This is a genomic window from Thioalkalivibrio paradoxus ARh 1 (genome assembly GCF_000227685.2).
Classification (GTDB): domain Bacteria; phylum Pseudomonadota; class Gammaproteobacteria; order Ectothiorhodospirales; family Ectothiorhodospiraceae; genus Thioalkalivibrio; species Thioalkalivibrio paradoxus.
On sequence record NZ_CP007029.1, the window covers coordinates 1,830,406 to 1,856,282 of the forward strand.

Annotated in this window: 24 protein-coding genes; 6 read left to right on the forward strand and 18 right to left on the reverse strand. The window is 66.9% G+C overall.

Going from position 1 to position 25,877, the window contains the following annotated elements:
• Positions 1–123 precede the first annotated feature (123 nt).
• The 5 genes from THITH_RS08385 to THITH_RS08405 form a co-directional block, all read right to left on the reverse strand.
• Positions 124–1,482 carry an adenosylmethionine--8-amino-7-oxononanoate transaminase gene (locus THITH_RS08385; protein ID WP_006747519.1) on the reverse strand — a complete coding sequence of 453 codons (1,359 nt, stop codon included), beginning with the start codon at positions 1,480–1,482 and terminating at the stop codon, positions 124–126.
• A 130-nt stretch (positions 1,483–1,612) separates the two neighbouring features.
• On the reverse strand, positions 1,613–2,467 hold the full coding sequence (locus tag THITH_RS08390) for a glycine betaine ABC transporter substrate-binding protein (protein WP_006747518.1): 855 nt from the start codon (positions 2,465–2,467) through the stop codon (positions 1,613–1,615).
• 20 nt (positions 2,468–2,487) lie between these two features.
• A complete protein-coding gene (locus tag THITH_RS08395) occupies positions 2,488–3,342 on the reverse strand; it encodes an ABC transporter permease (protein ID WP_006747517.1) in 855 nt (284 codons plus the stop codon).
• Complete coding sequence (locus THITH_RS08400) at positions 3,339–4,595, reverse strand: quaternary amine ABC transporter ATP-binding protein (protein WP_006747516.1); 1,257 nt, start codon at positions 4,593–4,595, stop codon at positions 3,339–3,341. Before THITH_RS08400 ends, THITH_RS08395 begins: the two co-directional genes overlap by 4 nt.
• Before the next feature lie 101 nt (positions 4,596–4,696).
• Positions 4,697–6,061, reverse strand: coding sequence for a KamA family radical SAM protein (locus THITH_RS08405; RefSeq protein WP_006747515.1), 1,365 nt, complete (start codon positions 6,059–6,061; stop codon positions 4,697–4,699).
• A 240-nt stretch (positions 6,062–6,301) separates the two neighbouring features.
• On the opposite strand from THITH_RS08405, the gene THITH_RS08410 reads away from it, so the two are divergent.
• Positions 6,302–7,414 carry an aminotransferase class V-fold PLP-dependent enzyme gene (locus THITH_RS08410; RefSeq protein ID WP_006747514.1) on the forward strand — a complete coding sequence of 371 codons (1,113 nt, stop codon included), beginning with the start codon at positions 6,302–6,304 and terminating at the stop codon, positions 7,412–7,414.
• A gap of 52 nt (positions 7,415–7,466) precedes the next feature.
• Here THITH_RS08410 and THITH_RS08415 read toward each other — a convergent pair whose 3' ends face one another.
• The 10 genes from THITH_RS08415 to fabD all read right to left on the reverse strand — a co-directional run bounded on the left by THITH_RS08415 (position 7,467) and on the right by fabD (position 16,214).
• Positions 7,467–7,814, reverse strand: a complete 348-nt coding sequence (locus THITH_RS08415; protein WP_006747513.1) for a PilZ domain-containing protein — start codon at positions 7,812–7,814, stop codon at positions 7,467–7,469.
• Positions 7,815–7,943: 129 nt separating this feature from the next.
• A complete protein-coding gene (locus THITH_RS08420; protein ID WP_006747512.1) occupies positions 7,944–8,957 on the reverse strand; it encodes a DNA polymerase III subunit delta' in 1,014 nt (337 codons plus the stop codon).
• Positions 8,958–8,960: 3 nt separating this feature from the next.
• Positions 8,961–9,602, reverse strand: coding sequence for a dTMP kinase (gene tmk / locus THITH_RS08425; RefSeq protein ID WP_006747511.1), 642 nt, complete (start codon positions 9,600–9,602; stop codon positions 8,961–8,963).
• Positions 9,599–10,627, reverse strand: coding sequence for an endolytic transglycosylase MltG (gene mltG / locus THITH_RS08430; RefSeq protein WP_006747510.1), 1,029 nt, complete (start codon positions 10,625–10,627; stop codon positions 9,599–9,601). The genes tmk and mltG overlap by 4 nt, the downstream gene beginning before the upstream one ends.
• The gene (locus THITH_RS08435) at positions 10,614–11,435 is read right to left on the reverse strand and encodes an aminotransferase class IV (RefSeq protein WP_006747509.1); all 822 of its coding nucleotides are present in this window, start codon (positions 11,433–11,435) and stop codon (positions 10,614–10,616) included. The genes mltG and THITH_RS08435 overlap by 14 nt, the downstream gene beginning before the upstream one ends.
• Positions 11,432–12,739, reverse strand: a complete 1,308-nt coding sequence (locus THITH_RS08440; protein ID WP_006747508.1) for an aminodeoxychorismate synthase component I — start codon at positions 12,737–12,739, stop codon at positions 11,432–11,434. Before THITH_RS08440 ends, THITH_RS08435 begins: the two co-directional genes overlap by 4 nt.
• An 8-nt stretch (positions 12,740–12,747) precedes the next feature.
• Positions 12,748–13,968, reverse strand: a complete 1,221-nt coding sequence (gene fabF, locus THITH_RS08445; protein WP_025367406.1) for a beta-ketoacyl-ACP synthase II — start codon at positions 13,966–13,968, stop codon at positions 12,748–12,750.
• A 119-nt stretch (positions 13,969–14,087) separates the two neighbouring features.
• Positions 14,088–14,327 (reverse strand): acyl carrier protein, encoded by a 240-nt coding sequence (acpP, locus tag THITH_RS08450; protein WP_006747506.1) that lies wholly within the window; start codon positions 14,325–14,327, stop codon positions 14,088–14,090.
• A gap of 157 nt (positions 14,328–14,484) precedes the next feature.
• Positions 14,485–15,222 (reverse strand): 3-oxoacyl-ACP reductase FabG, encoded by a 738-nt coding sequence (gene fabG / locus THITH_RS08455; protein WP_006747505.1) that lies wholly within the window; start codon positions 15,220–15,222, stop codon positions 14,485–14,487.
• A gap of 50 nt (positions 15,223–15,272) precedes the next feature.
• Entirely contained in the window at positions 15,273–16,214 is a 942-nt protein-coding gene (gene fabD, locus THITH_RS08460) for an ACP S-malonyltransferase (RefSeq protein WP_006747504.1), read from the reverse strand.
• Between the two features lie 225 nt (positions 16,215–16,439).
• Between fabD and infA the strand changes: the two genes are divergently transcribed.
• Positions 16,440–16,658, forward strand: coding sequence for a translation initiation factor IF-1 (gene infA / locus THITH_RS08465; protein WP_006747503.1), 219 nt, complete (start codon positions 16,440–16,442; stop codon positions 16,656–16,658).
• Positions 16,659–16,677: 19 nt separating this feature from the next.
• On the opposite strand, the gene clpA is transcribed toward infA, so the two are convergent.
• The 3 genes from clpA to icd all read right to left on the reverse strand — a co-directional run bounded on the left by clpA (position 16,678) and on the right by icd (position 20,677).
• On the reverse strand, positions 16,678–18,957 hold the full coding sequence (clpA, locus tag THITH_RS08470) for an ATP-dependent Clp protease ATP-binding subunit ClpA (protein WP_006747502.1): 2,280 nt from the start codon (positions 18,955–18,957) through the stop codon (positions 16,678–16,680).
• A gap of 5 nt (positions 18,958–18,962) precedes the next feature.
• Entirely contained in the window at positions 18,963–19,286 is a 324-nt protein-coding gene (clpS, locus tag THITH_RS08475; RefSeq protein WP_006747501.1) for an ATP-dependent Clp protease adapter ClpS, read from the reverse strand.
• 107 nt (positions 19,287–19,393) lie between these two features.
• Positions 19,394–20,677: an NADP-dependent isocitrate dehydrogenase gene (gene icd, locus THITH_RS08480; RefSeq protein ID WP_006747500.1), complete on the reverse strand. Its 1,284-nt coding sequence runs from the start codon at positions 20,675–20,677 to the stop codon at positions 19,394–19,396.
• Positions 20,678–20,811: 134 nt separating this feature from the next.
• On the opposite strand from icd, the gene THITH_RS08485 reads away from it, so the two are divergent.
• Genes THITH_RS08485 through acnA form a run of 4 tightly spaced genes read left to right on the forward strand, consistent with a single transcriptional unit; the run spans position 20,812 to position 25,852 of the window.
• Positions 20,812–21,264: an NUDIX domain-containing protein gene (locus THITH_RS08485; protein ID WP_006747499.1), complete on the forward strand. Its 453-nt coding sequence runs from the start codon at positions 20,812–20,814 to the stop codon at positions 21,262–21,264.
• 38 nt (positions 21,265–21,302) lie between these two features.
• Positions 21,303–22,418: a tRNA 2-thiouridine(34) synthase MnmA gene (gene mnmA / locus THITH_RS08490; RefSeq protein WP_025367408.1), complete on the forward strand. Its 1,116-nt coding sequence runs from the start codon at positions 21,303–21,305 to the stop codon at positions 22,416–22,418.
• Positions 22,419–22,456: 38 nt separating this feature from the next.
• On the forward strand, positions 22,457–23,086 hold the full coding sequence (gene hflD, locus THITH_RS08495; protein WP_006747497.1) for a high frequency lysogenization protein HflD: 630 nt from the start codon (positions 22,457–22,459) through the stop codon (positions 23,084–23,086).
• Positions 23,087–23,101: 15 nt separating this feature from the next.
• Positions 23,102–25,852 carry an aconitate hydratase AcnA gene (gene acnA / locus THITH_RS08500; RefSeq protein ID WP_006747496.1) on the forward strand — a complete coding sequence of 917 codons (2,751 nt, stop codon included), beginning with the start codon at positions 23,102–23,104 and terminating at the stop codon, positions 25,850–25,852.
• Positions 25,853–25,877: the final 25 nt, after the last annotated feature.

Here is a 25,877-nt window from a genome sequence, read left to right on the forward strand (position 1 = left end):
CATCGGGGGTGGCTGCCCGCGCCACGAAAGTTAGCGTGAAAGAACCCGCGGCGCGCGTCCCGGGCGACCCGCAGGGCGGAAAAGCGCAGCGTCAGCGGGGTCGCGATCAGCAGGCCGCGCGCGTCAGGCGCGCACTGCCCGTTCGATGCCCTCGCGCATCACGTCGGCCAGGAAGTCGATCTGCTCCGGGGTGATCACATAGGGCGGCATCAGGTAGCTGACATGGCCCAGCGGCCGCAGCAGCGCGCCACGGGTGAGTCCGTAACGGTAAATGTGCAGCCCGCGCCGCTCCTGCCAGGGAAACGGCGTGCGCGAGGCCTTGTCCTGCACCAGTTCGACCGCGGCAATCATGCCGGTCTGGCGCACTTCGGCGACGTGCGGATGCTCGCGCAGCGGTGCCAGCGCCTCGCCCATGTGCCGGGCGAGATTCCGGTTGCGCGCCAGCACCGGCTCGCGGTCGAAGATGTCCAGCGTCGCCAGCGCCGCGCGGCAGGCAAGCGGGTTGCCGGTATAGGAATGCGAGTGCAGAAACGCGTTGAGCCGCTCGTAGTCGTCGTAGAACGCGTCGTAGACCTCGTCGGTCGTCAGCACCACCGCGAGGGGCAGGTAGCCTCCGGTCAATCCCTTGGACAGGCACAGGAAATCAGGGCTGATCGGCCCCTGTTCGCAGGCGAACATCGTTCCGGTGCGCCCGAAGCCGACCGCGATCTCGTCGGCGATCAGGTGCACGTCGTAGCGGTCACAGGCCGCGCGCAGCAGCCGCAGATACTCGGGATCGTGCATGCGCATGCCGCCCGCGCACTGCACCAGCGGTTCGACGATCACCGCGCAGGTCTCGTCGGCGTGCTCGGCCAACGCCCGTTCCATCTGCGCGAACTGGCGCCGCGCCACGTCCGCGCAGGTTTCGCCCGCTTCCCGCTCGAAGCAGTCGGGTGCCGGTACGGTGATTACCGGCATCATCAGCGGCGCGTAGGTCGATCGATACAGTTCCACCGCGCCCACGGCCAGCGCACCCAGCGTCTCGCCGTGGTAGCTGTTGCTCAGGCAGATGAAGCGCTGCTTCTCCGGGTGTCCGCGGTTTCTCCAGTAATGGAAGCTCATTTTCAGCGCCACTTCGACCGCCGCGCTGCCGTTGTCGGCGAAAAAGCAGCGCGTCAGGGGTTCCGGAGTCTTCTCGATCAGGCGCTCCGAGAGCTGGACCACCGGTTCGTGGGTACAGCCGGCCAGGATCACGTGTTCCAGCTCGTCGAGCTGGTCGCGGATGGCCGCGTTGATGACCGGGTTCGCGTGTCCGAACAGGTTGACCCACCAGGAGCTGATCGCATCCAGGTAGCGCCTGCCGTCGAAGTCCTCCAGCCAGACCCCCTCGCCGCGACGGATCGCCAGCAGCGGGAGGCTGCCCTCCTCGCCGTAATCCTTCATCTGCGTGCAGGGGTGCCAGAGGGCCGCCAGGTCGCGGCGTGTCAGCGAGCGGGAATTCATGGGCACAGTGTAGCAATCCGGCGCGCCGCCGCGGCGGGTTGCGCCGGCAGGGATACCGGCAAGGCCTCGGCCGCCGGCGGGCGCGCGGCCAGGCACCGCGGCCCCGTTGCAGGGCCGCGGCCGATGGCGATCAGTTCAGCCAGCGCTCGAGCATTTCCGGGTTCGCTTCCACCCACTGACGCGCGTTGTCGTAGGGATCACCGCCCTCCTCGTTCATCACCATCAATTCCGCCATTTGGGTCGGAGTCCAATGGAAGCGGTCGAGAATCGCGTAGGCCTCGGGATGGTCGTCGCCGAGACCCGCGCGCACGATCGTATGGATCGTTTCTTCGCCACCGTAGATGCCTTTCGGATCCTCGAGGTATTTCAGCTCCCAGCGCCCTTCCTTCCAATGCGGCGTCCAGCCGGTGACCACGACCCAGTCCTGGTTGCGGATCGCATCGCGCAACACTCCGGTCATCGTGGCATCGGAGCCTTCCACCAGCGACAGATCCAGCCCGTACTCCTCGATCGCCGTCTCGGTGGTGCTCATGATCCCGGCGCCGGGATCGATGCCGATGATGCGGCCGTCGAAGCGGTCGGCGTGCTCGTTGAGCTGCTCGATCGAATCGATCTCGACATACGCGGGCACGACCAGGCCGATCCGTGTGCCCTCGAGGTTCGGGCCGAGATCCTCGACCCGATCGGCCACCTGCTCGAGGTAGTGGCCATGGGTCGTCGGAAGCCATGCGGCGACGAAGGCGTCCTGGTCCCCGGAGGCGGTGGACTGCCACATCGCCGCAGCGCTGACCGACGTCATGTTGACGTCGTAGCCGGCCTCCTCCAGCACGACCCGGATCACATTGGTGCTCGCGACCTCGCTGGCCCACTCGACGTAGACCAGGTCGATGGTGTCCGCGCGATCGCGCGGTGCACAGGCGCCCAGGGCCAGCGCCAGGGTCAGGCCGCCTATGGCCGCCACGCTCGTGGTTGTGTTCAATCGCATCGCTTGTCTCCTTGTGTGGGTCATGAGTGGGTCTTGCGTTTCTGCCCGATCCGCTGGGTCACCCGGTCCAGGATCATCGCGACGATCACGATCGCGATGCCCGCCTCGAATCCGGCACCCGGCTGCAGGCGCTGGATCGCGCGCCAGACTTCGCCGCCGAGGCCGCCCGCGCCGATCATCGCCGCGATCACGACCATCGACAGCGCCAGCATGATGGTCTGGTTGATCCCCGCCATGATGGTCGGGACGGCCAGCGGCAACTGTACCTTGAACAGCTTCTGGCGCCGGGTCGCGCCGAAGGCGTCGGCCGCCTCGACCAGTTCGCGCGGCACCTGCCGGATGCCAAGCGTGGTCAGGCGGATCGCCGGCGGCATCGAGAAGATCACGGTGGCGAACATGGCCGACACCTGGCCGAGGCCGAAAAACGGGATTGCCGGAATCAGGTAGACGAACGCCGGCATCGTCTGCATGAAATCCAGCACCGGCATGATCGCGCGATGGAAGCGCTCGGACAGCCCGCCCAGGATCCCGATCGGCATCGCGATGGCCACCGCGACCGCGGTCGCGAACAACACCAGCGTCAGGGTCTCCATCGTCGCGTGCCACAACTGGAGGTTCCACAGAAACAGCAGTCCGGCCGCGGTGCCGATACCGACCCGGCGCCCGGCGACCCACCACGCGAGTGCCGCGAACGCGGCGATCACGATCCAGGGTGGCGGAAGCGTCAATGCCCCGACCACCAGCTCCACTCCGTTGCCGAGCACGGTACTGATCGCGCGGGTGACGAAGGCGAACTGGTCGGTCAGCCAGTCCAGGCCGTCATCGATATAACGGGCCAGCGGGAACTTGTCCACGAACGGAAAATCCTGGCTCATGCGGCCGGCGCCTCGTCGATGGCTCCGCCTGCTTCGGATCCCGCTTCCGGTTCCCGGCCATTGCCGCGGCCCCGGCTGTCGGCCAAAGCCGCGAGCACGTTGCTCCGCACCACCGTTCCCAGCAGGCGGCCGTTCTCCGGATCGATCACGGACACCGGAACACGCGTGTCCACCAACCGCTCGATCAGGCCCGTCAGCGGTTCGTCGGGCCCTACGTGGGGCGCGTCGGTGCGCAGGATGCCGGAGATGTCCCGGTCTCCCCGCTGGATCGCGCTGGCCGCGTCTTCCGCGAGCACGTATCCGGCCAGAGTCTTGTCGCGGTTCAGCACCAGCAGGCTCGAGTAGCTGACGCGCTCCATGTTGTGCAGGACCGCGCGGGGCCCTTCGTGCACGAAGGCGAGCACGCCGGGGTCGCGCATCACCGTTGCGGCCGTCAGCACCTGGGACTTGTCGACATCCTCGACGAACCGCTCGACGTAGCGGTTCGCCGGGGACTCGAGGATCTCTTCCGGCGTGCCGATCTGGACCACGTATCCGTCCTTCATCAATACGATCCGGTCACCGAGCTTCAGCGCCTCGTCGAGATCGTGGGTGATGAACACGATGGTCTTGCGCACACGCGCCTGCAATGCGATCAGTTCCTGCTGCATGTCGCGCCGGATCAGCGGGTCGAGCGCGCTGAACGCCTCGTCCATCAGCAGGATGTCGGGGTCGACCGCCAGCGCGCGCGCGAGCCCGACGCGCTGCTGCATGCCGCCGGACAACTGGTCGGGATAGGCGTGTTCCCAACCGTCCAGCCCGACCTGGCGCAAGGATTCCTGGGCACGGGAGGCGCGGTCCGCCGGTGTTGCACCCTGCACCTCCAGGCCGAACGCGACGTTGTCGACGATCGTCTTGTGCGGGAACAGCGCGAAGTTCTGGAAGACCATGCCGAACTTGCTGCGGCGCAACGCCCGCACCTCGGAGTCGCTCAGCCGGGCAATGTCCCGACCGTCGATCTCCACCGATCCCGAGGTCGGCTCGATCAGCCGGTTGATGCAGCGAATCAACGTGGACTTGCCGCAGCCGCTCAACCCCATCACCACCACGATTTCGCCCTGGTCGACATCGAACGAGACGTTCGCGATGCCGAGGGTCAGGCCAGTGCGCGCAAGAATCTCCTTGCGGTCCAGCCCCTGTTCCAGCAGCTTCAGCGCCGGCCCCGCGGGCTCCCCGAAGAACTTGGTCAAATCGCGGATGCGGATCTTCGGCATGGTGACCGTCTCCTTCCAGCCGTTGGGGCCGGCGTGTGCCACCGCTCGGCGGGCTGCATGCGGCCAGGCGACCGGCTCACCGCGTGCACGCCGCCTTCGCTTCAGGCGGCCGGCTTCATCGACGCGAACTCGTCTTCGAAGAAGAACCTGGGCTCGTTGAAGGCCGGTCGCAGCTGGTCCAGCCAGGTCGCCTGCGGATCGAACTTCGCGAAGAACGGGCGTTGCACCCAGTCCGGGTTGCGTCCCTGCACGAAACGCAGAACGAAGACCTTCTCGCCATGGACCTCGGTCACGCCCTGCACCTCGACCTTGCCCGGGCCGGCACTCATCGACGGCCCGCGCGCGGTGCGCGCCAGGCCCGAGACCGATTGCATCGCATCCCGGTAGATTTCCCAGGCCCGTGCCAGTGGCACCTCGAAGTACCGGCGAGCCCCGGTATCGCGTTCCACGAACATGTAATACGGGTGGATCCCCAGCTTCACCTGCTCGCGCCATAGACGCGCCCAGACGGCCGGATCGTCGTTGATGTGCGCAAGCAGCGGTCCCTGCGCACGCAGGGTCGCCCCGGTTTCGCGCAGGCGTCGGACCGCGGCGTGCGCGATCGGCGTATCGAGTTCCTGCCAGTGGTTGTAATGCGCCATGATCGCGACATTCTTGCCCGCATCGACCATCCGTTCGAGGAGTCGGAGCAGGTCGTCGGCGTCCTGGTCGGTCACGAACCGGTAGGGCCAGAAGCTCAGTGCCTTGGTGCCAATGCGCACCGACTGCACGTGGTCGTATTCCGGCGCCAGCAGCGGCTCGAGGTACTGGGCAAGGTTGCGGGTCTTCATCACCATCGGATCGCCGCCGGTGATCAGCAGGTCGGAGACGTCGCGGTGCGCCCGCAGGTATCCGAGCAGCTGGTCGACCTGGCTCGACGCAATGCGCAGTTCCTTGTCGCCGACGAACTGGGCCCAGCGGAAACAGAACGTGCAGTAGCTGTGACAGGTCTGGCCCTGGCTCGGGAAGAACAGCACGGTCTCACGATACTTGTGCTGCAGGCCGTTGATCACGCTCCCTTCCAGGTCGCGCGGCCGGTTGAGTTCGAGCTGTCCGGCCGGGTGCGGGTTCAGATCCTCGCGCAGCTGCCAGGCGAGCGCCGAGATCTGCGCGCGGTCCGCGCCCTTCCGGTGCAGTTCGGCCATGCGTTCGAATGCCTCGGGAGCCAGCATCTCGCGCTGGGGAAACGTCAGCTGGAAAAGCGGGTCTTCCGGAACCCGGGACCAGTCGATCAGCTCGTCGATCACGTACTCGTTCACCCGGAACGGAAGCACGCTCGCGACCACGCGCATATCGAACTGCATGTCCTCGGGCAGATGCCGGATCGCGTCGATGCGGTCGAGGCTGCGTTCGTTGAAGACCTTGAACTCGCGCGTCTCGATGGTCCCGAGGTCGGGGTCGCGAAAGAACTTGAGAACTGAGTTCATTCAGTTCCTCCTTCAGAAAGACGTGATGAAGGCGGGACACGTACGCCATAGGCGGCGTCCGGACCGCATGCCTGGCCACGAACGGGCGGGCACAGCAGTTGGTCGCAAAATGTTTTTGCGAAAACAGACTGACCACACTAACAAGCGCAGCAGCCAAGGGCAACCCCGCTTGCTGGCCCGAGGGGCTTGACGGGCGCCGCAGATCTGACAGGCTTGGCCCGGACCCACGCGGAGAAACCGATGCATCCCGAATTTCCCCACCAGGGCATCATTCACCTGAATCACGCGGCCGTTGGCCCCTGGCCGCGGCGAACGGCCGACGCGGTCGCTGCGTTCGCGCGCGAAAACCTCGTGCAGGGTTCGCGCGAGTACGCCCGTTGGCTGAAGGTCGAGCACGAGGCCCGGGAGCTGGCGCGGCGGCTGATCGGTGCGCCGGCAGCCGACGACATCGCGTTCGTGAAGAATACGTCGGAAGCCTTGTCGATGGTTGCACTCGGGCTGGACTGGCCACCGCAGGCGAACATCGTGATCCCGGCGGGCGAGTTCCCTTCCAACCGGATCGTCTGGCTGATGGCGGCGGAACGGTTCGGGCTCGAGCTGCGCGAGGTGGCACTCGACCGCGGTCCGGATCCCGAGGCGGCGCTGCTGGCCGCCTGTGACCGGAATACCGCGCTGCTGTCCTGCAGCGCGGTGCAGTTTGCCAGCGGTCTGCGCCTGGACATCGAGCGGCTGGGTACCGAGCTGCGCCGCCGGGACATCCTGTTCTGCGTTGACGCGATCCAGCACCTGGGAGCCCTGCCCTTCGATGCCGCGTCCGTACACGCGGATTTCGTGATGGCCGATGCCCACAAGTGGCTGCTGGCTCCGGAGGGAATCGCGCTGTTCTACGTGCGCCCGGAAATCCGGGATCGCCTGCAGTTACAGGAATTCGGCTGGCACATGCTGGCGGATTCCGGCGATTTCATGACCTACGAGCTGACACCTGCAGCCGGCGCGCGCCGCTTCGAACCCGGAAGCCCGAACCTGCTCGGAACCCATGCGGTGCACGCCAGCCTGTCGCTGCTGCTGGACACCGGGCTGGAGACCATCGCCCGGCAGATCGACGCGCATTGGCGGCAACTGCACGAGGGGCTCACATCGCTCGGTTGCCGGGTGCTGACCCCGGTCGATCGGCATGCGGGTATTCTGACGTTCTTCCCCGCCCACGGCAGCCCGGAGTCCCTGTTCCAGCACCTGCAGGCCGCGGGTGTGCTGTGCGCGCAGCGGGGCGGTGGTATCCGCTTCTCGCCGCATTTCTATCTGTCTCCTGGAGCGCTCGAGGAGGCACTGGCTCGGGTCGCCGACCACCGCTGACCCGCCCGCGCAGACGCGGTTCGGATCGGTGTCGGGCCGGCCGCACGACCCACTAGAGCGTATGCGTGCGCCCGGTCGACTGGAGCATGCCGCCCAGATGCGTTTCGATCAGGCGCCGGGCCGCACCCTTGTCGCTGGAGCTGAACTGCACGCCGATGCCGCGCACGCGGTTGCCTTGTGCGCGCGCTGGGGTAATCCAGACGACCTGGCAGGGAACCGGGATCCGTTCGGGTTCGTCCAGCAGACTCAGCAATACGAAGATCTCGTCACCGAGCCGGAACGACTTGTCCGTTGGAATGAACAGCCCACCGTTGACCAGAAAGGGCATGTAGGCGGCAAACAGCGCCGCCTTGTCGCGGATCGCGAGCGTCAGGATCCGGCCCCCGGTCGGCGTGCTCATGCCGCTGTACTCCACCCGATCCTAGCTGTGCAGTTCCCTGGCACCACTTGCCTTTGCTCCGAAGCGGAAGGACACTCGGCCATTATTATCGCATTTGGCCCGGCTCGCCAACACATGCAGCGAGCGCGGTCACGCGGGCTGCAGCGCAAGCACGATCTCCTCGCAGCGCAGCTGCGGATTCAGGGCAGCCGACACCTCCCGGCGCCAGCGTTGAGAATCCTGCAGCAGGCGTGCCAGGCCGCGCGGCCCATGTGCCTGCGCGAACGCGGCCAGCTGCGCCGAGTCGAACAGGCGGCCGAAGGCATCCGCTTCCTCGGTCAGCAGCCAGCGTTGGGCCGACACCAGCAGGCACTGCAGGCGAGGCACCAGCGAACCCGGTTCGCAGGCGGTGAATCGGTCGATCACCGGGAACGGCGACCGGCTTTTCAGCAGCGCATTCAGCGCCCCGCGGTCGCGCTGCCAGCGGTCGATCGCCTCCGGATCCTGCAGCAGATCGCGGGCCGCCATCGGCTGGTCCAGGCAGGCCGCCAGCGCCTCGTCGACCGTCAGCGCCGGGCGGCCCCCCGCTTGCAGCCACTCCAGCACATGCTTGCGATCGGGGTGCGGAACCCGCAGTTGCTGGCAGCGGCTGCGGATCGTCGGTGGCAGGCGTGCCGGACGGGTCGCGGTGAGCAACAGCGCCGCCCCGGCCGGCGGTTCCTCGAGCGTCTTCAACAGCGCGTTGGCGGCATTCGCGGTCATGTCTTCCGCCGGGGAGATCAGCACCACCCGCGCCGGCCCGGATTGGCTCAGCGACAGGAAGTCGACCACCTCCCGCACGGCGTCCACGAGGATTTCCTTGCCCGGTGCCTCCGGTGCAACCTCGAGGATCTCCGGATGGCTCCCGCCCAGATAGCTTCGGCAACCGTTGCAGATTCCGCAGGGCTGGTCCGTGCCACCGGAATCGACACACGCGACCCATTGCAGAAACCTGCGCGCGAGCAACCCCTTGCCCACCCCCTCGGGCCCGACCAGCAGCAGGCCCGACGGCAGTCGGCCCGCCCGCGTCCACGCAGCGAGATGCCCAAGGGGTGCGGTGAGCCAAGGCGGAAACGCCGTTCCGGGCGCATCGTTTGGGCTGGAGGTGCGCTGGAGACTCATCATGCGCTAGCCGGCCCGGTTCTCCAGCCAGTCGCTCCAGGCCCGCGCGACGGCAGCTTCCACCGTTTCCGGATCCGGAGTACCGTCGATCAGCCGGTACCGCTCGGGATCGCACCTCGCGCGCGTCCGGTAGGCCTCGCGGGCGCGCTCGAAGAAGGCGATGTCCTCGCTCTCGATCCGATCCCGCTTGCCGCGCGCGAGCGCCCGCCCCAGCCCGACCTCTACGGGAACGTCGAAGACGAGCACCAGATCCGGCCGCAAATCCCCCTGAAGCCAGGTCTCGAGCGCTTCGATCCGCTCCATGGCGAGCCCGCGACCCGCCCCCTGATAGGCGAAGCTCGCATCCGTGAAGCGGTCGCTGAGCACCCAGGCACCGCGCTGCAGTGCCGGGCGGATCACCTGGTGCAGGTGCTCGGCGCGCGCAGCGAAGATCATCAGCAACTCCGTTTCGGGCGCGACATCACCGAAACCCGGATCCAGCAGCAACCCACGGATCTGCTCGCCGGCCTCGGTGCCGCCGGGTTCGCGGGTCCGAACGATCTCGGTTCCAGTCGCGGCCAGCCGCCGCCCGAGGCGCTCGAGCTGCGTCGACTTGCCCGCGCCCTCGATTCCCTCCAGCACCACGAATCCGCCGGAACGCCGACTCATCGCCGCGCTCCGCCATAGCGGCTGGCGTCACCGCCCAGCTGGTACTCGATCACCGCGGCACGGTGTTCTGCGTAGGTTCTCGAGAACTGATGCGTGCCGTCATTGCGCGACACGAAAAACAGCGCGTCGGTCTCGGTTGGCTGCGCCGCAGCCAGAATCGAGGCCCGGCCCGGCAGCGCGATCGGCGTGGGCGGCAACCCATCGCGCGTGTAGGTGTTGTAGGGATGATCCCGTCGCAATTCGGCACGGGTCAGCCGTGTTTCTCCCGGTGCCAGCGCATAGAGCAGCGTCGGGTCGGTCTGCAGCCGCATACCCTGGCGCAGCCGGTTCACGAACACACCGGCGACGAGGCCACGTTCCTCGGGTTGGCCGGTCTCCTTCTCGATGATCGACGCCAGAATCAGCAATTCGTAGCGCGACTCGGCCGGGTGATCGTCGATGCGCTCGTCCCAGGCCTGGTCCAGCACCTGGTTCAGGCTCTCGTGCGCCTGTTTGAGGATCTGCCGGGCAGCCGTGCCGCGACTGAACACGTAAGTATCGGGCAGAAACCAGCCCTCCGGATGCTGGTCGGGCCGACCCAGTTCGGCCATCAGTGCATTCAGGTCCGTCTCCTCCGGCAAGGGCCGCAGCGCCGGGTGGCCATGAACGACGTCGAAGAACTGCTGCGCAGTCCAGCCCTCGGGCACCGTCAGCCGGTGCCGCATGACCTGACCGCGGGCCATCCGGTCGAGCAGTGCGCTCACCGTGAGATCTGGGAGTACCTCGTACTCACCCGCCTGGAGCCGGCCGGCAATGCCAGCCCGACGGGCATGGAACTCGACCATCCAGGGGTAGCGGACCCAGCCACGTTCCTCCATTTCCCCGACGATCTGACGAAAGCCCTGGCCGGGCTCCACCATGAAGACCTCGGCCTGCCCCAGATCGAGCGGCGCGGTCATCTGCTTCTGGTACGAGGTGACCAGATGAGCTCCGGCAAGCGTCGCGGCGATCAGCAGAAAAAGCGTGAAGAGGCTAAGCCATCTCATTCAATTCATATCCGATTTCGAGCATCAACGCCATCGATTCCGGCCGATCGGCCGGGTCCGCGAGGGTAGCATGATCCCCGGCCCAGCGCGCCGGCCGCAGGCCGATCCGGCTGTTGCTCAGGAATACCGCATCGGCATCCCGCGCGCGGCGCAGGTCTACCCGCGTTTCGAGCACCTGCAGACCCGCGCGCGCGGCCCGTTCCATCACCCAGGCGCGGCGGGTTCCGGCGATCCCGAACTCCTGCACCGGCGGGACCACCAGCGTTCGCCCTTCCAGCAGCAGCAGGTTGCCCTGGGTTCCCGACACGACGTGGTCGTTGTGGTCCAGCATCACACCTTCGTCCCAGTCCGGGCCCCATTCCATGCGCGCCAGGATATTCTCGATGCGGTTCAGGTGCTTGCAACCCGGCAGCGGATTCTGACCCACACGGGTTCCGCAAACGCCGATACGCAGCCATTCCCGGGCGTCTTCGCCGGATAGCGTGTCCCCTCCGATCGCGATCCGCGTCGGGTGGACCCGGGCCGGCACCGCATACCCCCGGGGCCCGACCCCGCGCGTGACGATCAGCTTGGCCATGCTGCGTGGGCCCGTGGCGACCCGCGCCAGGTCGTCCAGACAGTCGCGTTCCGACACCCGCGGAATTCCGAGCCGGTCGAGCCCGAGACAGAGGCGCTCCCAGTGCCGGCTCCATAACTGGGGGACGCCCCGGTGCAGGCGCACGGTCTCGAACACGCCGTCGCCGAACTGCAGCCCCCGGTCCCGGGCGTCGACCCGCCCCCCCTCGTCGCCGTTGACCAGCATCGTCATGATGTCAGTGCGTCCAGCAGCCCCTGGGCCTTGTGCCGGGTCTCCTGCAGTTCCGCCTCGGGGTCGGAATCGGCCACGATCCCGGCTCCGGTGCGGAACCGCAGGTCCTGCCCGCGCACCACGAAGGTGCGGATCAGGATATTGGTATCCATCCGTCCGTCCCGGCTGATGTACCCGCAGGAGCCGGTGTACGCGCCGCGCGATGCGCCCTGCTCGAGCTCCCGAATGATCTGCATGCTGCGAATTTTCGGGCAGCCGGTGATGGTGCCCCCGGGAAAGCAGGCCCGCAGCAGATCGGCGGGAGTCGCGCCGGGCCGCAGCCGCGCCTGAACCGACGACACGATATGGTGAACCCGACGATAACTCTCGATCGTCATGAACTCGGGAACGCAGACACTGCCCGGAACCGCAACCCGTCCGAGATCGTTCCGCTCGAGGTCCACCAGCATCACGTGTTCGGCGATTTCCTTGCGATTGACCTTCAGATCGCTGGACAGCGCGTGGTCCTTCATCGCATCGGCATCCCTGCGACGGGTCCCGGCGATCGGGCGGGTCTCCGCCACACCGTGCCTGACCGCGACCAGGCGCTCGGGAGACGAGCTGAGCACCTCGCCCCCGGGAAGGCGCAGCCAGGCGGCGAAGGGTGCCGGGTTCGCACGCCGCAGCCGCGCGTACACGTCTGCGGTATCCCAGGGTCGGGACGAGCGGATCCGCCATTCGCGAGACAGATTGGCCTGAAAGCAGTCACCGTCCCGAATGTAGCGCAGCGCACGCCGCACCGCCTGCCGATAGTCTTCCGGATCGTCCTCGTCGAGCTGCATCGGGGGCCATTCCGCAGGGTCCGCATCGCCCACGCCCGCGAGATCGGCGCGCACCTGGTCCCAGCGCTGCGGGTCGTCGTCTTCGTCGACGAAGTAACTCCGGCGCTCCCAGTGGTCCACGATCAGCGCCGCCGGGAACCGGGTCAGCACCGCGCTCGGCAACCAGGGATCGGGCGTGCAGGCGCCCAGCGACGGCTCGATCGACCACGCCAGTTCGTATCCCAGGTAGACGAACCAGCCGCCGGCGAACGGCAGCCCCGGGGGGGGCTCCGGCTCCCGCATCGCGTCGAACGGCCCGATCCCTGCGAGGCCGTCGAGTACCGCATCGCCGGTCAACTGCGCGCCGGGAAATGCGAACAGAATCGAGAAACGCGCGGGCGCCTGCCCGATCAGCGCGGTATCGAGCAGATGCGGATAACGCTGGGGGTGACTGCGGGCCAGCGCCCAGAGATCCGCGCCCGTCGCGAGCGGCCGGACGGACACGGACCCGACTACAGGGTGCGGAACACCAGCGAGCCGTTCGTCCCGCCGAAGCCGAACGAGTTCGACAACGCGACCCGCGCATCGACGTCCCGCGCCTCGTGGGCCACGTAGTCGAGATCGCAACCGTCGCCCGGATGGTCCAGGTTGATCGTCGGGGGCGACACCTTGTGATAGAGCGTCAGCGCGGAAAACAATGCCTCGATGCCGCCTGCGGCCCCGAGCAGGTGACCGGTCATCGACTTGGTCGAATTCACCAGCACTCGCTGCGCATGGTCGCCCAGCGCGCGCTTCACCGCCAGTGTCTCGGCGAGATCGCCGGCCGGCGTCGAGGTCCCGTGGGCATTGATGTATCCGACCTCGTCGGTGTTCGCGCCGGCATCCTTCAGCGCCTTCAGCATGCAGTCGGCCGCGCCCTCGCCGCCCTGGGACGGCTGGGTCATGTGATAGGCGTCCGAGTTCCAGGCAAAACCCGCGAGTTCACAATAGATGCGCGCACCACGCGCCCTGGCGTGTTCATACTCTTCCAGCATCAGCACGCCGGCCCCGTCGCTGAGCACGAACCCGTCGCGATCGCGGTCCCAGGGACGCGAGGCCCGCGCCGGATCGTCGTTGCGGGTCGACAGGGCGCGGGCGGCGGCGAAGCCGCCGATTCCCAGTGGCGTGGTGGCCATTTCCGCCCCGCCGGCCAACATCGCGTCGACGTCGCCATAGGCGATCATGCGCGCGGCATCGCCGATGTTGTGGGTGCCGGTGGCGCAGGCCGAGACGATGGAGATGTTCGGGCCTTTCAGGCCCTTCATGATCGACAGGTTTCCGGCGACCATGTTGATGATCGCGCTGGGAACGAAGAACGGCGAGATCTTCCGCGCCCCGCCCTTCAGGTAGGCTGCGTATGAGCGCTCGATATACGGCAGACCGCCGATACCGGACCCGATCGCGACCCCGATGCGCTCGGCGTTCGCCTCGGTCACGGCCAGACCGGAGTCCTCCAGCGCCTGCAGGCCTGCGGCGAGACCGTAGAGCACGAAGGTGTCCATTTTCTTCTGGTCCTTCTTGGGAACGTACTCGTCGGCATTGAAGTCCCGCACCGCTCCCGAGATCCGGACTGGCATTTCCGATGCGTCGAAAACATCAATCGGCGTGATCCCGCTCTTGCCGGCGACAATGTTTGCCCAGGCCGTTTCCACCGTGGAACCCACCGGAGAGACGATCCCGAGACCTGTAACCACCACACGACGCTTAGCCAATTGAATTCTCCCTCAGAAATGGATGAAGCAAGGGCCGCCCCGAGGCTCCGCGAGCGGCCCTTGCTTCGGTATCCATCGGAAAAGCCGCAAACCGGCCTGGATCAGTCTTTCATGTGCGCCTTGATGTAGTCGATCGCCTGCTGCACGGTCGTGATCTTCTCGGCCTGTTCGTCCGGGATTTCCGTCTCGAATTCCTCCTCGAGCGCCATCACCAGTTCCACGGTGTCGAGCGAATCGGCACCCAGGTCCTCGACGAACGAGGCGGAATCGGTCACGTCCTCTTCCTTCGCGCCCAATTGCTCAACCACGATCTTCTTGACACGTTCTTCAATGCTGCTCATCTACGACATCCCCTTTGGGTGTAAGGCGGTCAATTTTCGAGCGCCATTCTAGTGAAAAGCCCCCGTGCAATCCAGCACGGTGCCGCCTGTGCTGGGGCACGATCCACCCGGTTGTGGCCCCGTGGTCTCGGTGGCCCGGGCAACCGGAAACCACTGGTCAATGCATGAACATGCCGCCGTTCACATGCAGCGTCTCGCCGGTGATATACCCCGCGTCGCGGGATGCGAGAAAAGCGACCGCCGCGGCCACTTCTTCGGCGGCGCCAAGACGGCCGAGCGGGATCCCCTCGAGCAGCTTGGCCCGGGTCTCGTCACCGAGTTCGCGCGTCATGTCGGTGTCGATGAACCCCGGGGCCACCGTGTTCACGGTAATGTTGCGACTGCCGACCTCGCGGGCCAGCGCGCGGGCGAAGCCCGCCAGCCCTGCCTTTGCCGCGGCATAGTTGGTCTGCCCTGCGTTTCCGCTCGATCCGACGACCGAACCGATCAGGATGATGCGGCCGCTCCGTGCCTTCATCATCGGTTTCAGCACCTTCTGCGTCAGGCGCACCGCCGCGGTGAGGTTGGTGTCGATGATGCTGTCCCACTCGGCGTCCTTCATGCGCATCAGCAGGTTGTCGCGGGTGATGCCGGCGTTGTTCACCAGCACCTCGATGCTGCCCTCCCGTGCCTGGATGTCGTTCAGCGCCGCCTGCACGGACGCGACGTCGGTGACGTCCAGCACCAGGCCGCGGCCTCCGACATCGGCCAGCGCCGACGAGATCCGGTCGGCGCCGGGTGCCGATGTCGCGGTGCCGATCACCGGCCAGCCATCCTCGGCCATGCGTCTTGCAATCGCGGCCCCGATCCCCCGGCTCGCGCCGGTGATCAAAGCCGCACCTTTCGTTTCGGTCATCGCTGGTTTCCTCTGCTCGATGCTCGTGGGATCCGACGCGCTCGGCTCGGTCAGGCCCGCAGTGCCGCCAGGCTCTTGGCTAGACTCTCCGCATTGCTGACTTCCAGCAGTGCAAGCTCGCGGTCGATGCGCTTGGCCAGCCCCGTCAGCACCCGACCCGGGCCCGCCTCGACCAGCGTTTGCACGCCCCGGCCGCGCATCGCCTGCACGGTCTCGACCCACCGCACGGGCCGATAAAGCTGTTCGGCCAAAATCGCGCGCAGCGCGTCCACGCTGTCGACGGGAGCGGCGCTGGCGTTGTGCAGCACGGGGATGCGCGGCAGACGCAGCTCCACATCCTGTAGCGCACTGCGCAGGCGTTCCGCTGCCGGGCGCATCAGCGCACAGTGCGAGGGGACCGAAACCGACAGGCGCACCGCCTTCCGGGCGCCGGCGGCCGGTGCGGCGGCCAGCGCGCGGTCGACCGCCGCGGCACTACCCGCGATCACCACCTGACCCGGCGAGTTGAAGTTGACCGGCTCGAGCACCTCGCTGCCCGCCTGGGCAGCGCACAGTTCGCGCACCGCGTCGTCGTCCATCCCGAGGATCGCCGCCATCGCGCCCGCAGCTTCCGGAACCGCGTCCTGCATCGCCAGCGCGCGTTCGCGCACAACGCGCACCGCGTCCGCGAAATCCAATGCATCCGCGGCGACCAGCGCACTGTACTCACCCAGGCTGTGCCCTGCGGCGACCGTTGGCGGAACCGGAACCTCCGCGGCCAGCACGCGCCACACGGCGACTCCGGCGGCCAGCATCGCGGGCTGGGTGTTCTCGGTGCGGTTCAACCGTTCGGCGGGACCGTTCTGGACCAGATACCAGAGATCCGCCCCCAGCACGTCGGACGCTTCGCCAAAGGTATCGCGGACCACGGACCGTTCGCGGCCCAGTTCGCCGAGCATGCCAACCGACTGCGACCCCTGGCCCGGGAACACCACTGCCCACTGTGTATCCATTGCTGACCTGGCGCTGCTCAAGGTGGCCGTAGTGTATGCCCATCAAATCCGGGGCGGCAAACCCGTGGCCGGCGAACCGGAGCCGGCGCAGCCGGGGCGCGCCGGCCGGCGTGTCGCGATGTCGGCCCGCAACCCCGGATCGGGAACAGAAATCGCGCGCCAGCTTGAGTTCCCGCCGCGCATCCGCATAATGTCGCCTCCCGGATTACATCAGCGAGGACTTGCATGGCGAAGGAAGACGAGATCGAACTCGAGGGGACTGTGGTCGAAACCCTGCCCAACACGATGTTCCGCGTGGAACTCGAGAACGGGCACGTGATCACCGCACACATCTCCGGCAAGATGCGCAAGCACTACATCCGCATCCTGCGCGGCGACAAGGTCATCGTGCAGATGACCCCCTACGATCTCAGCAAGGGCCGCATCGTCTACCGCAACAAGTAACCGGGCGAGGAGCGCCGCGTCAGCTGACGGCGGGCTCCAGGATTTCGAGTTCCAGCCCGGCATCGCCGAGCCGCACGACGACTTCCCCGCCACCCTTCGACAGCCGCCCGAACAGGATTTCCTCGGCCAGCGGCTTCTTGATGTGCTCCTGCACGGTACGCGCCATCGGACGCGCGCCCATCTTCGCGTCGTAGCCGTGCTCGGCCAGCCACGCCCGGCCTTCAGGAGTGACGGTCAGCACCACTTTCTTCTCGTCGAGCTGGGCCTGCAGCTGCACCAGGAACTTGTCGACCACCCCGAGGATGGTCACCTCGTCGAGCGCCCCGAACTGGATGATCGCATCCAGGCGATTGCGAAATTCCGGGCTGAAGGTCCGCTTCAGCACTTCCATCGCATCGCTCGAGTGGTCCTGCTGCGTGAACCCCATCGACGGGCGACTAGCCATCTCCGCGCCGACGTTGCTGGTCATCACCACGATCACGTTGCGGAAATCGACCTTGCGCCCGTTGGTGTCGGTCAGCGTGCCGTGGTCCATCACCTGCAACAGCAGGTTGAACACGTCGGGGTGGGCCTTCTCGACCTCGTCGAGCAGCAGCACCGCGTGCGGATGCTTCAGGATCGCGTCGGTCAGCAGTCCGCCCTCGTCGTAGCCGACATAGCCCGGTGGCGCACCGATCAGACGCGACACCGTGTGCCGCTCCATGTACTCGGACATGTCGAAGCGCAGCAGTTCGATGCCCAGGATCCGCGCCAGCTGTTTGGTGACCTCGGTCTTGCCGACCCCGGTCGGACCGGTGAACAGGAACGAGCCGATCGGCTTGTCCTGGTCCGCCAGCCCCGAACGCGCCATCTTGATCGCGGTGCTGAGGCTGTCGATCGCGGGATCCTGACCGAACACGACCATCTTCAGGTCGCGTTCGAGGTTGCGCAGGATCTCGACGTCGCTGCTGGAAACCGATTTCGGCGGAATGCGCGCGATCTTCGCGACGATCGCCTCGATGTCGTGGACACCGATCGTCTTGCGACGCTGGCTCGAGGGCTGCAGCTGCCGGCTTGCGCCGGCCTCGTCGATCAGATCGATCGCCTTGTCGGGCAGGAAACGGTCGGTGATGTAGCGGTCGGCGAGTTCCGCCGCCGCGCGCAGCGCCGGCCGGGTGAACCGCACGTTGTGGTGCGTCTCGAAACGGGACTTCAGCCCGGCCAGGATCTGGAAGGTCTCCTCGACCGACGGTTCCGGCACATCGATCTTCTGGAAGCGCCGGGCCAGCGCGCGGTCCTTCTCGAAGATGCCGCGGTACTCGTTGTAGGTGGTCGAACCGATGCATTTCAGTTCGCCGCTGGCCAGCATCGGTTTGATCAGGTTGGAGGCATCCATCACGCCGCCAGAAGCCGCGCCGGCGCCAATGATGGTGTGGATCTCGTCGATGAACAGCACCGCGCCGGGCTGGCGCTGCAGTTGTGCGAGCACACCCTTCAGGCGCTTCTCGAAATCGCCCCGGTACTTGGTGCCGGCCACAAGCGCGCCCAGATCGAGCGAATACACGGTGGCCTTCGAGATCGCTTCGGGCACCTCATGGTCGACGATCCGGCGCGCCAGGCCCTCGGCGATCGCGGTCTTGCCGACGCCGGCCTCGCCGACCAGCAGCGGGTTGTTCTTGCGCCGCCGGCAGAGGATCTGGATGGTGCGCTCGACCTCGTGCTCCCGGCCGATCAGCGGGTCGATCTCGTCCTTCGCCGCCTTCGCGTTCAGGTTCGTCGCGTAGAGCGTCAGCGCGTTCTGCTTTTCCGCGCCTTCGTCGGGACCGCTTTCCGCTGCCCCGCCGCCTTCGGGACCGCCGGGCTGGATCTGGCCACCATCCTCATCGGGCACCTTCGAGATGCCGTGCGACAGGAAATTGACCACGTCCAGCCGCTGGATGTCCTGGCGTGCGAGCAGGTGCAGTGCGTGCGAATCCTGTTCGCCGAACAGCGCCACGAGCACGTTCGCCCCGCTGACTTCCTTGCGGCCGCTGGACTGCACATGAAAAACCGCTCGCTGGAGCACGCGCTGGAAACCCAGAGTGGGCTGGGTCTCGCGTCCATCCCGCGGCGGTATGCGAGGGGTGTTGGCGTCGAGCCAGGTCTCCAGTTCGCCCCGGATCCGTTCGAGGTCGGCGCCGCAGGCGCGCAGCACCGTGGCAGCGCTTGGGTTCGAGATCAGCGCCAGCAGCAGGTGTTCCACGGTCACGAACTCGTGCCGCTTCTCCCGGGCGTCCTTGAAGACCATGTTCAGACTGAATTCGAGTTCGCGGTCGAGCATCGGGGTCAAGCCTCCTCCATCGAACATAGCAGCGGGTGCTGGTGGTGGCGAGCGTAGTCGTTGACCTGCGCGACCTTCGTCTCGGCGATGTCGCGGGAAAAGACCCCGCAGACGCCCTTGCCGCGGGTGTGCACATGCAGCATCACCCGCGTGGCCTTCTCCCGGTCCATCGCAAAGAAGGTCTCGAGCACTTCGACGACGAACTCCATCGGCGTGTAGTCATCGTTGATCAGCACGACCTTGAAATTCCGGGGCGGCTTCAGCTCCGGCCGGGATTCGTCGACGGCGATCGACTCGTCGACGCCAGTTCTGTGCTTGGGATCCGTCATGGGCGATTCAGGCTTGTTACTGGCTTCCCCTCGGTGCCGCCACTGCATCTTCGGGCAGTCTTCCGAGATAGACAAATAGACCGCAAACTCTATCCCCCTTCGGTGAACTATTGACTACCGGATGCGTGGCCCGAATCCATCCGTGCGATCACCGCGGCGCCGAATCCGGAGCAGGATGCGGGTTCGACACCCGGAATCAGTCGCGCGAAGTCGTAGGTGACCTCCCGAGCGCTGATCGCTCCACCCATGCCGTGCACGATCCGGTCGGCGGCCTCGATCCAGCCCATGTGCCGTAGCATCATCTCTGCGGACAGGATCAGCGACCCGGGGTTCACCTTGTCCTGACCGGCGTACTTCGGGGCCGTCCCGTGCGTCGCCTCGAACATCGCGACGGTATCCGACAGGTTGGCTCCCGGCGCGATGCCGATGCCGCCGACCTGTGCCGCCAGCGCATCGGAAATGTAGTCGCCGTTCAGGTTCAGCGTCGCGATCACATCGTACTCCTCAGGGCGCAGCAGGATCTGCTGCAGGAACGCGTCGGCGATCACGTCCTTCACGACGATCTCCGACCCGGTCTTGGGGTTGCGCAGGCTGCACCATGGGCCTCCGTCGATCTCCTCGGCCCCGAACTCCTCGCGGGCCAATTCGTAGCCCCAGTTCTTGAACGCGCCCTCGGTGAACTTCATGATATTGCCCTTGTGTACCAGCGTCACCGACCGGCGGTCGTTGTCGATCGCGTACTGGATCGCCTTGCGCACCAGGCGCTTCGTGCCTTCGCTCGAAACCGGCTTGATCCCGATGCCCGCGGTGTCCGGAAAGCGGATCTTGGTCACTCCCATCTCGTTCTGCAGGAAGTCGATGACCTTGCGCGCCTCCGCGCTGCCGGACTCGTACTCGATCCCGGCGTAGATGTCCTCCGAGTTCTCGCGAAAGATCACCATGTCGGTCTTCTCCGGCTCCTTCAGCGGGCTCGGCGTGCCCGCGTAGTAGCGAACCGGACGCAGGCAGACATAGAGATCCAACTGCTGGCGCAGTGCCACATTCAACGAACGGATGCCGCCACCGACCGGCGTCGTCAGCGGCCCCTTGATCGAGACCACGTAGTCGCGGACGGCGTCCAGGGTTTCCGCCGGCAGCCAGGTGTTCGCGCCGTACACGTCGTTCGCCTTTTCCCCGGCATAGACCTCCATCCAGGCGATCCGGCGCTTGCCACCGTAGGCCTGGTCGACCGCGGCGTCGACGACACGCCGCATCACCGGAGTGATGTCGACCCCGATGCCGTCACCCTCGATGAATGGGACGATGGGGTTGTCCGGAACCTGCAGCACGCCGTCGGCATCGACGGAAATCGGCTCGGCGCCGGCGGGAATCTTGATGTGTTCGTAGGCCATGGCTGCTCCAGTGCTCGCAAACGGGTGGGTCGGGGGCACCTATACTAGCAACGTCCAAGCCCTTTACGGCAGAGGTAGGCCCTGCGCGTTATCATGCGCCGGATGATGTCGCCCTTCCGAAACCGGACCGATTCATGACCGACCGCCTGCGCTGCCACGTCACCGTAGCCGCGGTGATCGCGGATGCCGGGCGGTTCCTGTTCGTCGAAGAGGCGGCCGGCGGCCGGCGGGTGCTGAATCAACCGGCCGGGCACCTCGAGGCGGGAGAGGATCTGCGCAGCGCGGTGATCCGCGAGGTCCGCGAGGAGACCGGCCTGGATTTCCGGCCCGAAGCCTGGCTCGGCTGCGACCTGCTGGCCCTGCCCTCCGGCGCCGTCACGTTGCGGGTCGCTTTCACCGGGCGGGCCTTCCCGTTGCCGGGCACCGCACCCCGCGACCCGGCGATCCTCGCGACGCACTGGCTGACTCCGGACGAGGCCCGGGGTTGGCCGTTGCGCAGCCCTCTGGTCCAGCGTTCGCTCGAGCGCTTCGCGCAAGGGGTACGGCTGCCGCTGGACACCGTCGGCGCGCTGTCCCGGGCTCCATGAGCGCGCCCATCGGTAGCCACGCGCGCCGGCGCAACAGCATGAACACGAGGCACGAAAAGGTGATCGTCGGGCTCTCGGGCGGGGTCGACTCGGCGTTGGCCGCGGCGCGGCTGCTGCAGGCTGGGTACGCCGTCGAGGGCCTGTTCATGAAGAACTGGGAGGAGGACGACGAACCGGGCTACTGCGCGGCGGAGGCCGACCTGGAGATGGCCCGCGAGGTCGCCGCGATTCTGGAGATCCCGCTGCACAAGGCGAATTACGCGGCCGACTACTGGCACCGGGTGTTCGCACATTTTCTCGACGAATACCGGGCCGGCCGCACGCCGAACCCCGACATTCTCTGCAATCGCGAGATCAAGTTTCCGGCCCTGCTCGATCACGCCCGGCGCCTGGGGGCAACCCGCGTCGCCAGCGGCCACTATGCGACGGTGGAGCATACGGACCGCGGAAGCCGCCTGCTCCGCGCCAGGGACGAGGGCAAGGACCAGACCTATTTCCTGTACGGACTGGAGCAGCACCAGTTGCGCCCCACGCTGTTCCCGCTGGGCGAGATGTGGAAATCCGAGGTCCGCGCCGAGGCCCGCGCGCTGGGCCTGCCCAACCATGCGCGCAAGGACAGCACCGGCATCTGCTTCATCGGCGAAAAGCGCTTCCGGGACTTTCTGTCGCAGTACCTGAGTGCGCCCCCCGGCGAGATCTGCACCCCCGAAGGGCGAGTGCTCGGGCAGCATCCCGGCCTGATGTATTTCACGCTGGGCCAACGTCAGGGGCTGGGCATCGGCGGCGTGGAAGGCGCTGGCGATGCCCCCTGGTACGTGGTCGCGAAGGATACCGGGCGCAACCGCCTGATCGTCGCGCAGGGCGCCGACCACCCGCTGCTGCTGAGCACCGGCCTGACTGCCACGGATCCCCACTGGATCCTCGGCGCACCGAGCGCGGGCGAGCCGTTGAGCATTCGCATCCGCCACCGCCAGCCGCTGCAGCGCGCGCGGATCACCCGAATCGACGCAGCCGGACTGCAGGTACGCTTCGAAACCCCGCAGCGGGCGGTCACGCCGGGGCAGTCGATCGTGTTCTACCGTGACCGGGAATGCCTCGGCGGAGCCGTGATCAGCGCCGCCGCGGGCGAGGCCGAGGGTCCGGATCCGGTATAGTAGCGCCCGGTTTCCACGCAAAGCGAGAACGGTCACCCTTGGAGCGCAGCGACTACAACCGAACCCTGGCGCTGGCGGCGATCTTCCAGACCGCCGCCCTGGTCAAGGATCTCGCCTGGCGCGGGCACTGCGACGAGCACGAGTTCGAGGTGCTCGTCGGCAGCCTGTTCGCGTTCGACGCCGAGACCCCCGCCGCCGTCTACCGCGGCGAGGCCAACCTGCGCAACGGGCTCGAACGCATCGAGGTCCAGCTGAAATCCGGCGGCAAGCCGCCGGATATGGAAATCACCCGCTATGCGATCGGCCTGATCTTCCTGGAACGCAAGCTGCAAGCCCGGCCCGAGATGCTGCAGGCGCTCGGCGACGGACTGAAGGGCGCGGAGCGCCAGGTGGAGTACTTCAACCTGTCCCACGAGAGCGTGATCGCGCGGCTCGCCGAGGTGTACCAGGAAACCATCTCGCCACTCGGACCCCGGATCATCGTGCAGGGTGAGCAGACCCACCTTTCCAACCCGGGGACCGCCGCGCGCATCCGCGCGCTCCTGCTCGCGGGCATCCGGGCCGCGGTCCTCTGGCGCCAGGCAGGGGGCTCCCGCTGGAAGCTGCTGTTCGGCCGCAACCGGCTGATCTCCGAGGCCCGCGACCTGCTGCACCGACTCAACTCCTGATACGGAACCCGCCTGATGACTGCACCTACCGACCACTTCACCCAAACCCTGAAGGCCGGCGGCCGCGAGTGCGCGATCGTCCCGATCACCGACGATGCCCGTGCAGCGAGCCTGCCCTATTCGCTGAAGATCCTGCTCGAGAACCTGCTGCGCTTCGAGGACGGCCGCACCGTGCGCCGCAGCGACATCGAGGCGTTGCTGGACTGGAATCCGCAGGCCGAACCGGCACAGGAAATCGCGTTCCGCCCGGCGCGGGTATTGCTGCAGGACTTCACCGGCGTGCCCGCGGTGGTCGACCTCGCAGCGATGCGCGACGCGATGGAAGCGCTGGGCGGCGATCCCGCGAAAATCAACCCGATGCAGCCGGCCGAGCTCGTGATCGATCATTCGGTGCAAGTCGATGCCCACGGCAACGTGAACGCGCTGAACCTGAACGCGGAGCTCGAGTATTCGCGCAATCGCGAGCGCTACAGCTTTCTGAAATGGGGCCAGCAGGCATTCCACAACTTCAAGGTCGTCCCGCCCGACACCGGAATCGTGCACCAGGTCAACCTCGAGTTCCTGGCGCGCACCGTGTTCCTCGACGACGGCCCCGACGGCCGTTGCCGGGCATACCCCGATACCCTGGTGGGAACCGATTCGCACACCACGATGGTCAACGGCCTCGGCGTGCTCGGCTGGGGGGTCGGCGGCATCGAGGCCGAGGCCGCGATGCTCGGCCAGCCGATCTCGATGCTGATCCCGCAGGTCGTCGGCTTCCGGTTGACCGGGCGGCTGTCCGAAGGCGCGACCGCCACCGACCTGGTCCTGGTGATCGTCGAAATGCTGCGCCGGCACGGCGTGGTCGGGAAGTTCGTCGAGTTCTTCGGCGAGGGGCTGGCGCAGCTGCCGCTGGCGGACCGGGCCACGATCGCGAACATGGCGCCGGAATACGGCGCGACCTGCGGCATCTTCCCGATCGACGGCGAGACCCTCGAATACCTGCGCCTGACCGGGCGCGATCCCGGGCACGTCGAACTCATCGAGGCCTATGCCCGCGCGCAGGGCCTGTGGCGCGACGACAGCGCGCCACCCGCGCGCTATACCGACGTGCTCGAACTCGACCTCGGCACGGTCGAACCCAGCCTCGCCGGCCCGCGCCGCCCACAGGACCGCCTGCGCTTGGGCGAGGCCGGCAAGCGCGTCGGCGAGTTCATCGGTTCGATGCTAAAGGAACGTGAGAGTACTTTTTCGGAACCCGCTGAAGCGGAACGCTTCGAGGCCGAAGGCGGCCATACGGCCGTGGGCGTGGAACACCAGGCGGAAGCCACGCCGAAGCGCAGTAACGTCACCATGAACGGTGAGGAATTCGTGCTCGATCACGGCGACATCGTGATCGCGGCCATCACCTCCTGCACCAACACCTCGAACCCCTCGGTGATGCTCGGCGCCGGGCTGGTCGCCCGCAAGGCGCGCGAGCGCGGGCTGAAGGTCAAACCCTGGGTGAAGACATCGCTGGCTCCCGGCTCCAAGGTCGTGACCGAGTATCTGCAGCACTCCGGGCTGCTGGACGACCTCGAGGCCCTCGGCTTCCATGTCGTCGGCTACGGCTGCACGACCTGCATCGGCAACTCGGGGCCGCTGCCGGATCCGATCAGCGAGGCCGTGCTGAAGGACGACCTGATCGTCAGTTCGGTCCTCTCGGGCAACCGCAACTTCGAGGGGCGCATCCACTCCGAGGTGCGGATGAACTTCCTCGCGTCGCCACCGCTGGTGGTCGCGTACGCGCTTGCGGGCACGATGGCAACCGACCTGCTGAACGACCCGATCGGCCAGGACGAACAAGGGCAGCCGGTTTACCTGAAGGACGTCTGGCCGAGCAACGCCGAGATTCAGGCGATGGTGACCGCGAGCGTCACCGCGAAGAGCTTTACCGAAGCCTACCGCGACGTCTACCGCGGCGAGGACCGCTGGATGCGCCTGGCGGCGCCCGAGGGTGAGCGCTTCGAGTGGACGGAGGACTCCACCTATGTCCGCAACCCGCCCTACTTCACCGGCATGACGATGACGCCCGCCCCGTTGACCGAAATCCGCGATGCCCGCGTGCTCGCGTTGCTCGGCGATTCGGTGACCACCGACCACATCTCCCCGGCCGGCGCGATCCGGCCGGACAGTCCCGCTGGAAAATACCTCGCCAGCCAGGGCGTGAAGACCGCCGACTTCAATTCCTACGGATCCCGGCGCGGCAACCACGAAGTGATGATGCGCGGCACCTTCGCCAACGTGCGCCTGCGCAACCTGCTCGCCCCGGGCACCGAGGGCGGAGTCACGCTGCATCTGCCCGCTGGCGAGCAAATGCCGATCTACGACGCAGCGATTCGCTACCAGCAGGAGAACGTGCCGCTGATCGTGATCGCGGGCAAGGAATACGGCACCGGTTCCTCGCGCGACTGGGCGGCCAAGGGCACGATGCTGCTCGGGGTCAGGGCGGTGATCGTCGAGAGCTTCGAGCGCATTCACCGCTCGAACCTGATTGGAATGGGCGTGCTGCCGCTGCAATTCCTGCCTGGCGAGAATGCGGAATCGCTCGGCCTGACCGGTCGCGAGACCTACAGCATCGAGGGGCTCGACGAAGGCCGAGCCGCCGAGGTCACCGTCCGCGCCCGGCGCGACGATGGCTCCGAACACCGCTTCCAGGCACGGGTCCGGATCGATACTCCGCAGGAGGTCGACTACTTCCGCCACGGCGGCATCCTCCCCTACGTGTTGCGTCAGCTCGCGGCCTGATCCCGCCGGTCGTCGCGGCACGGGC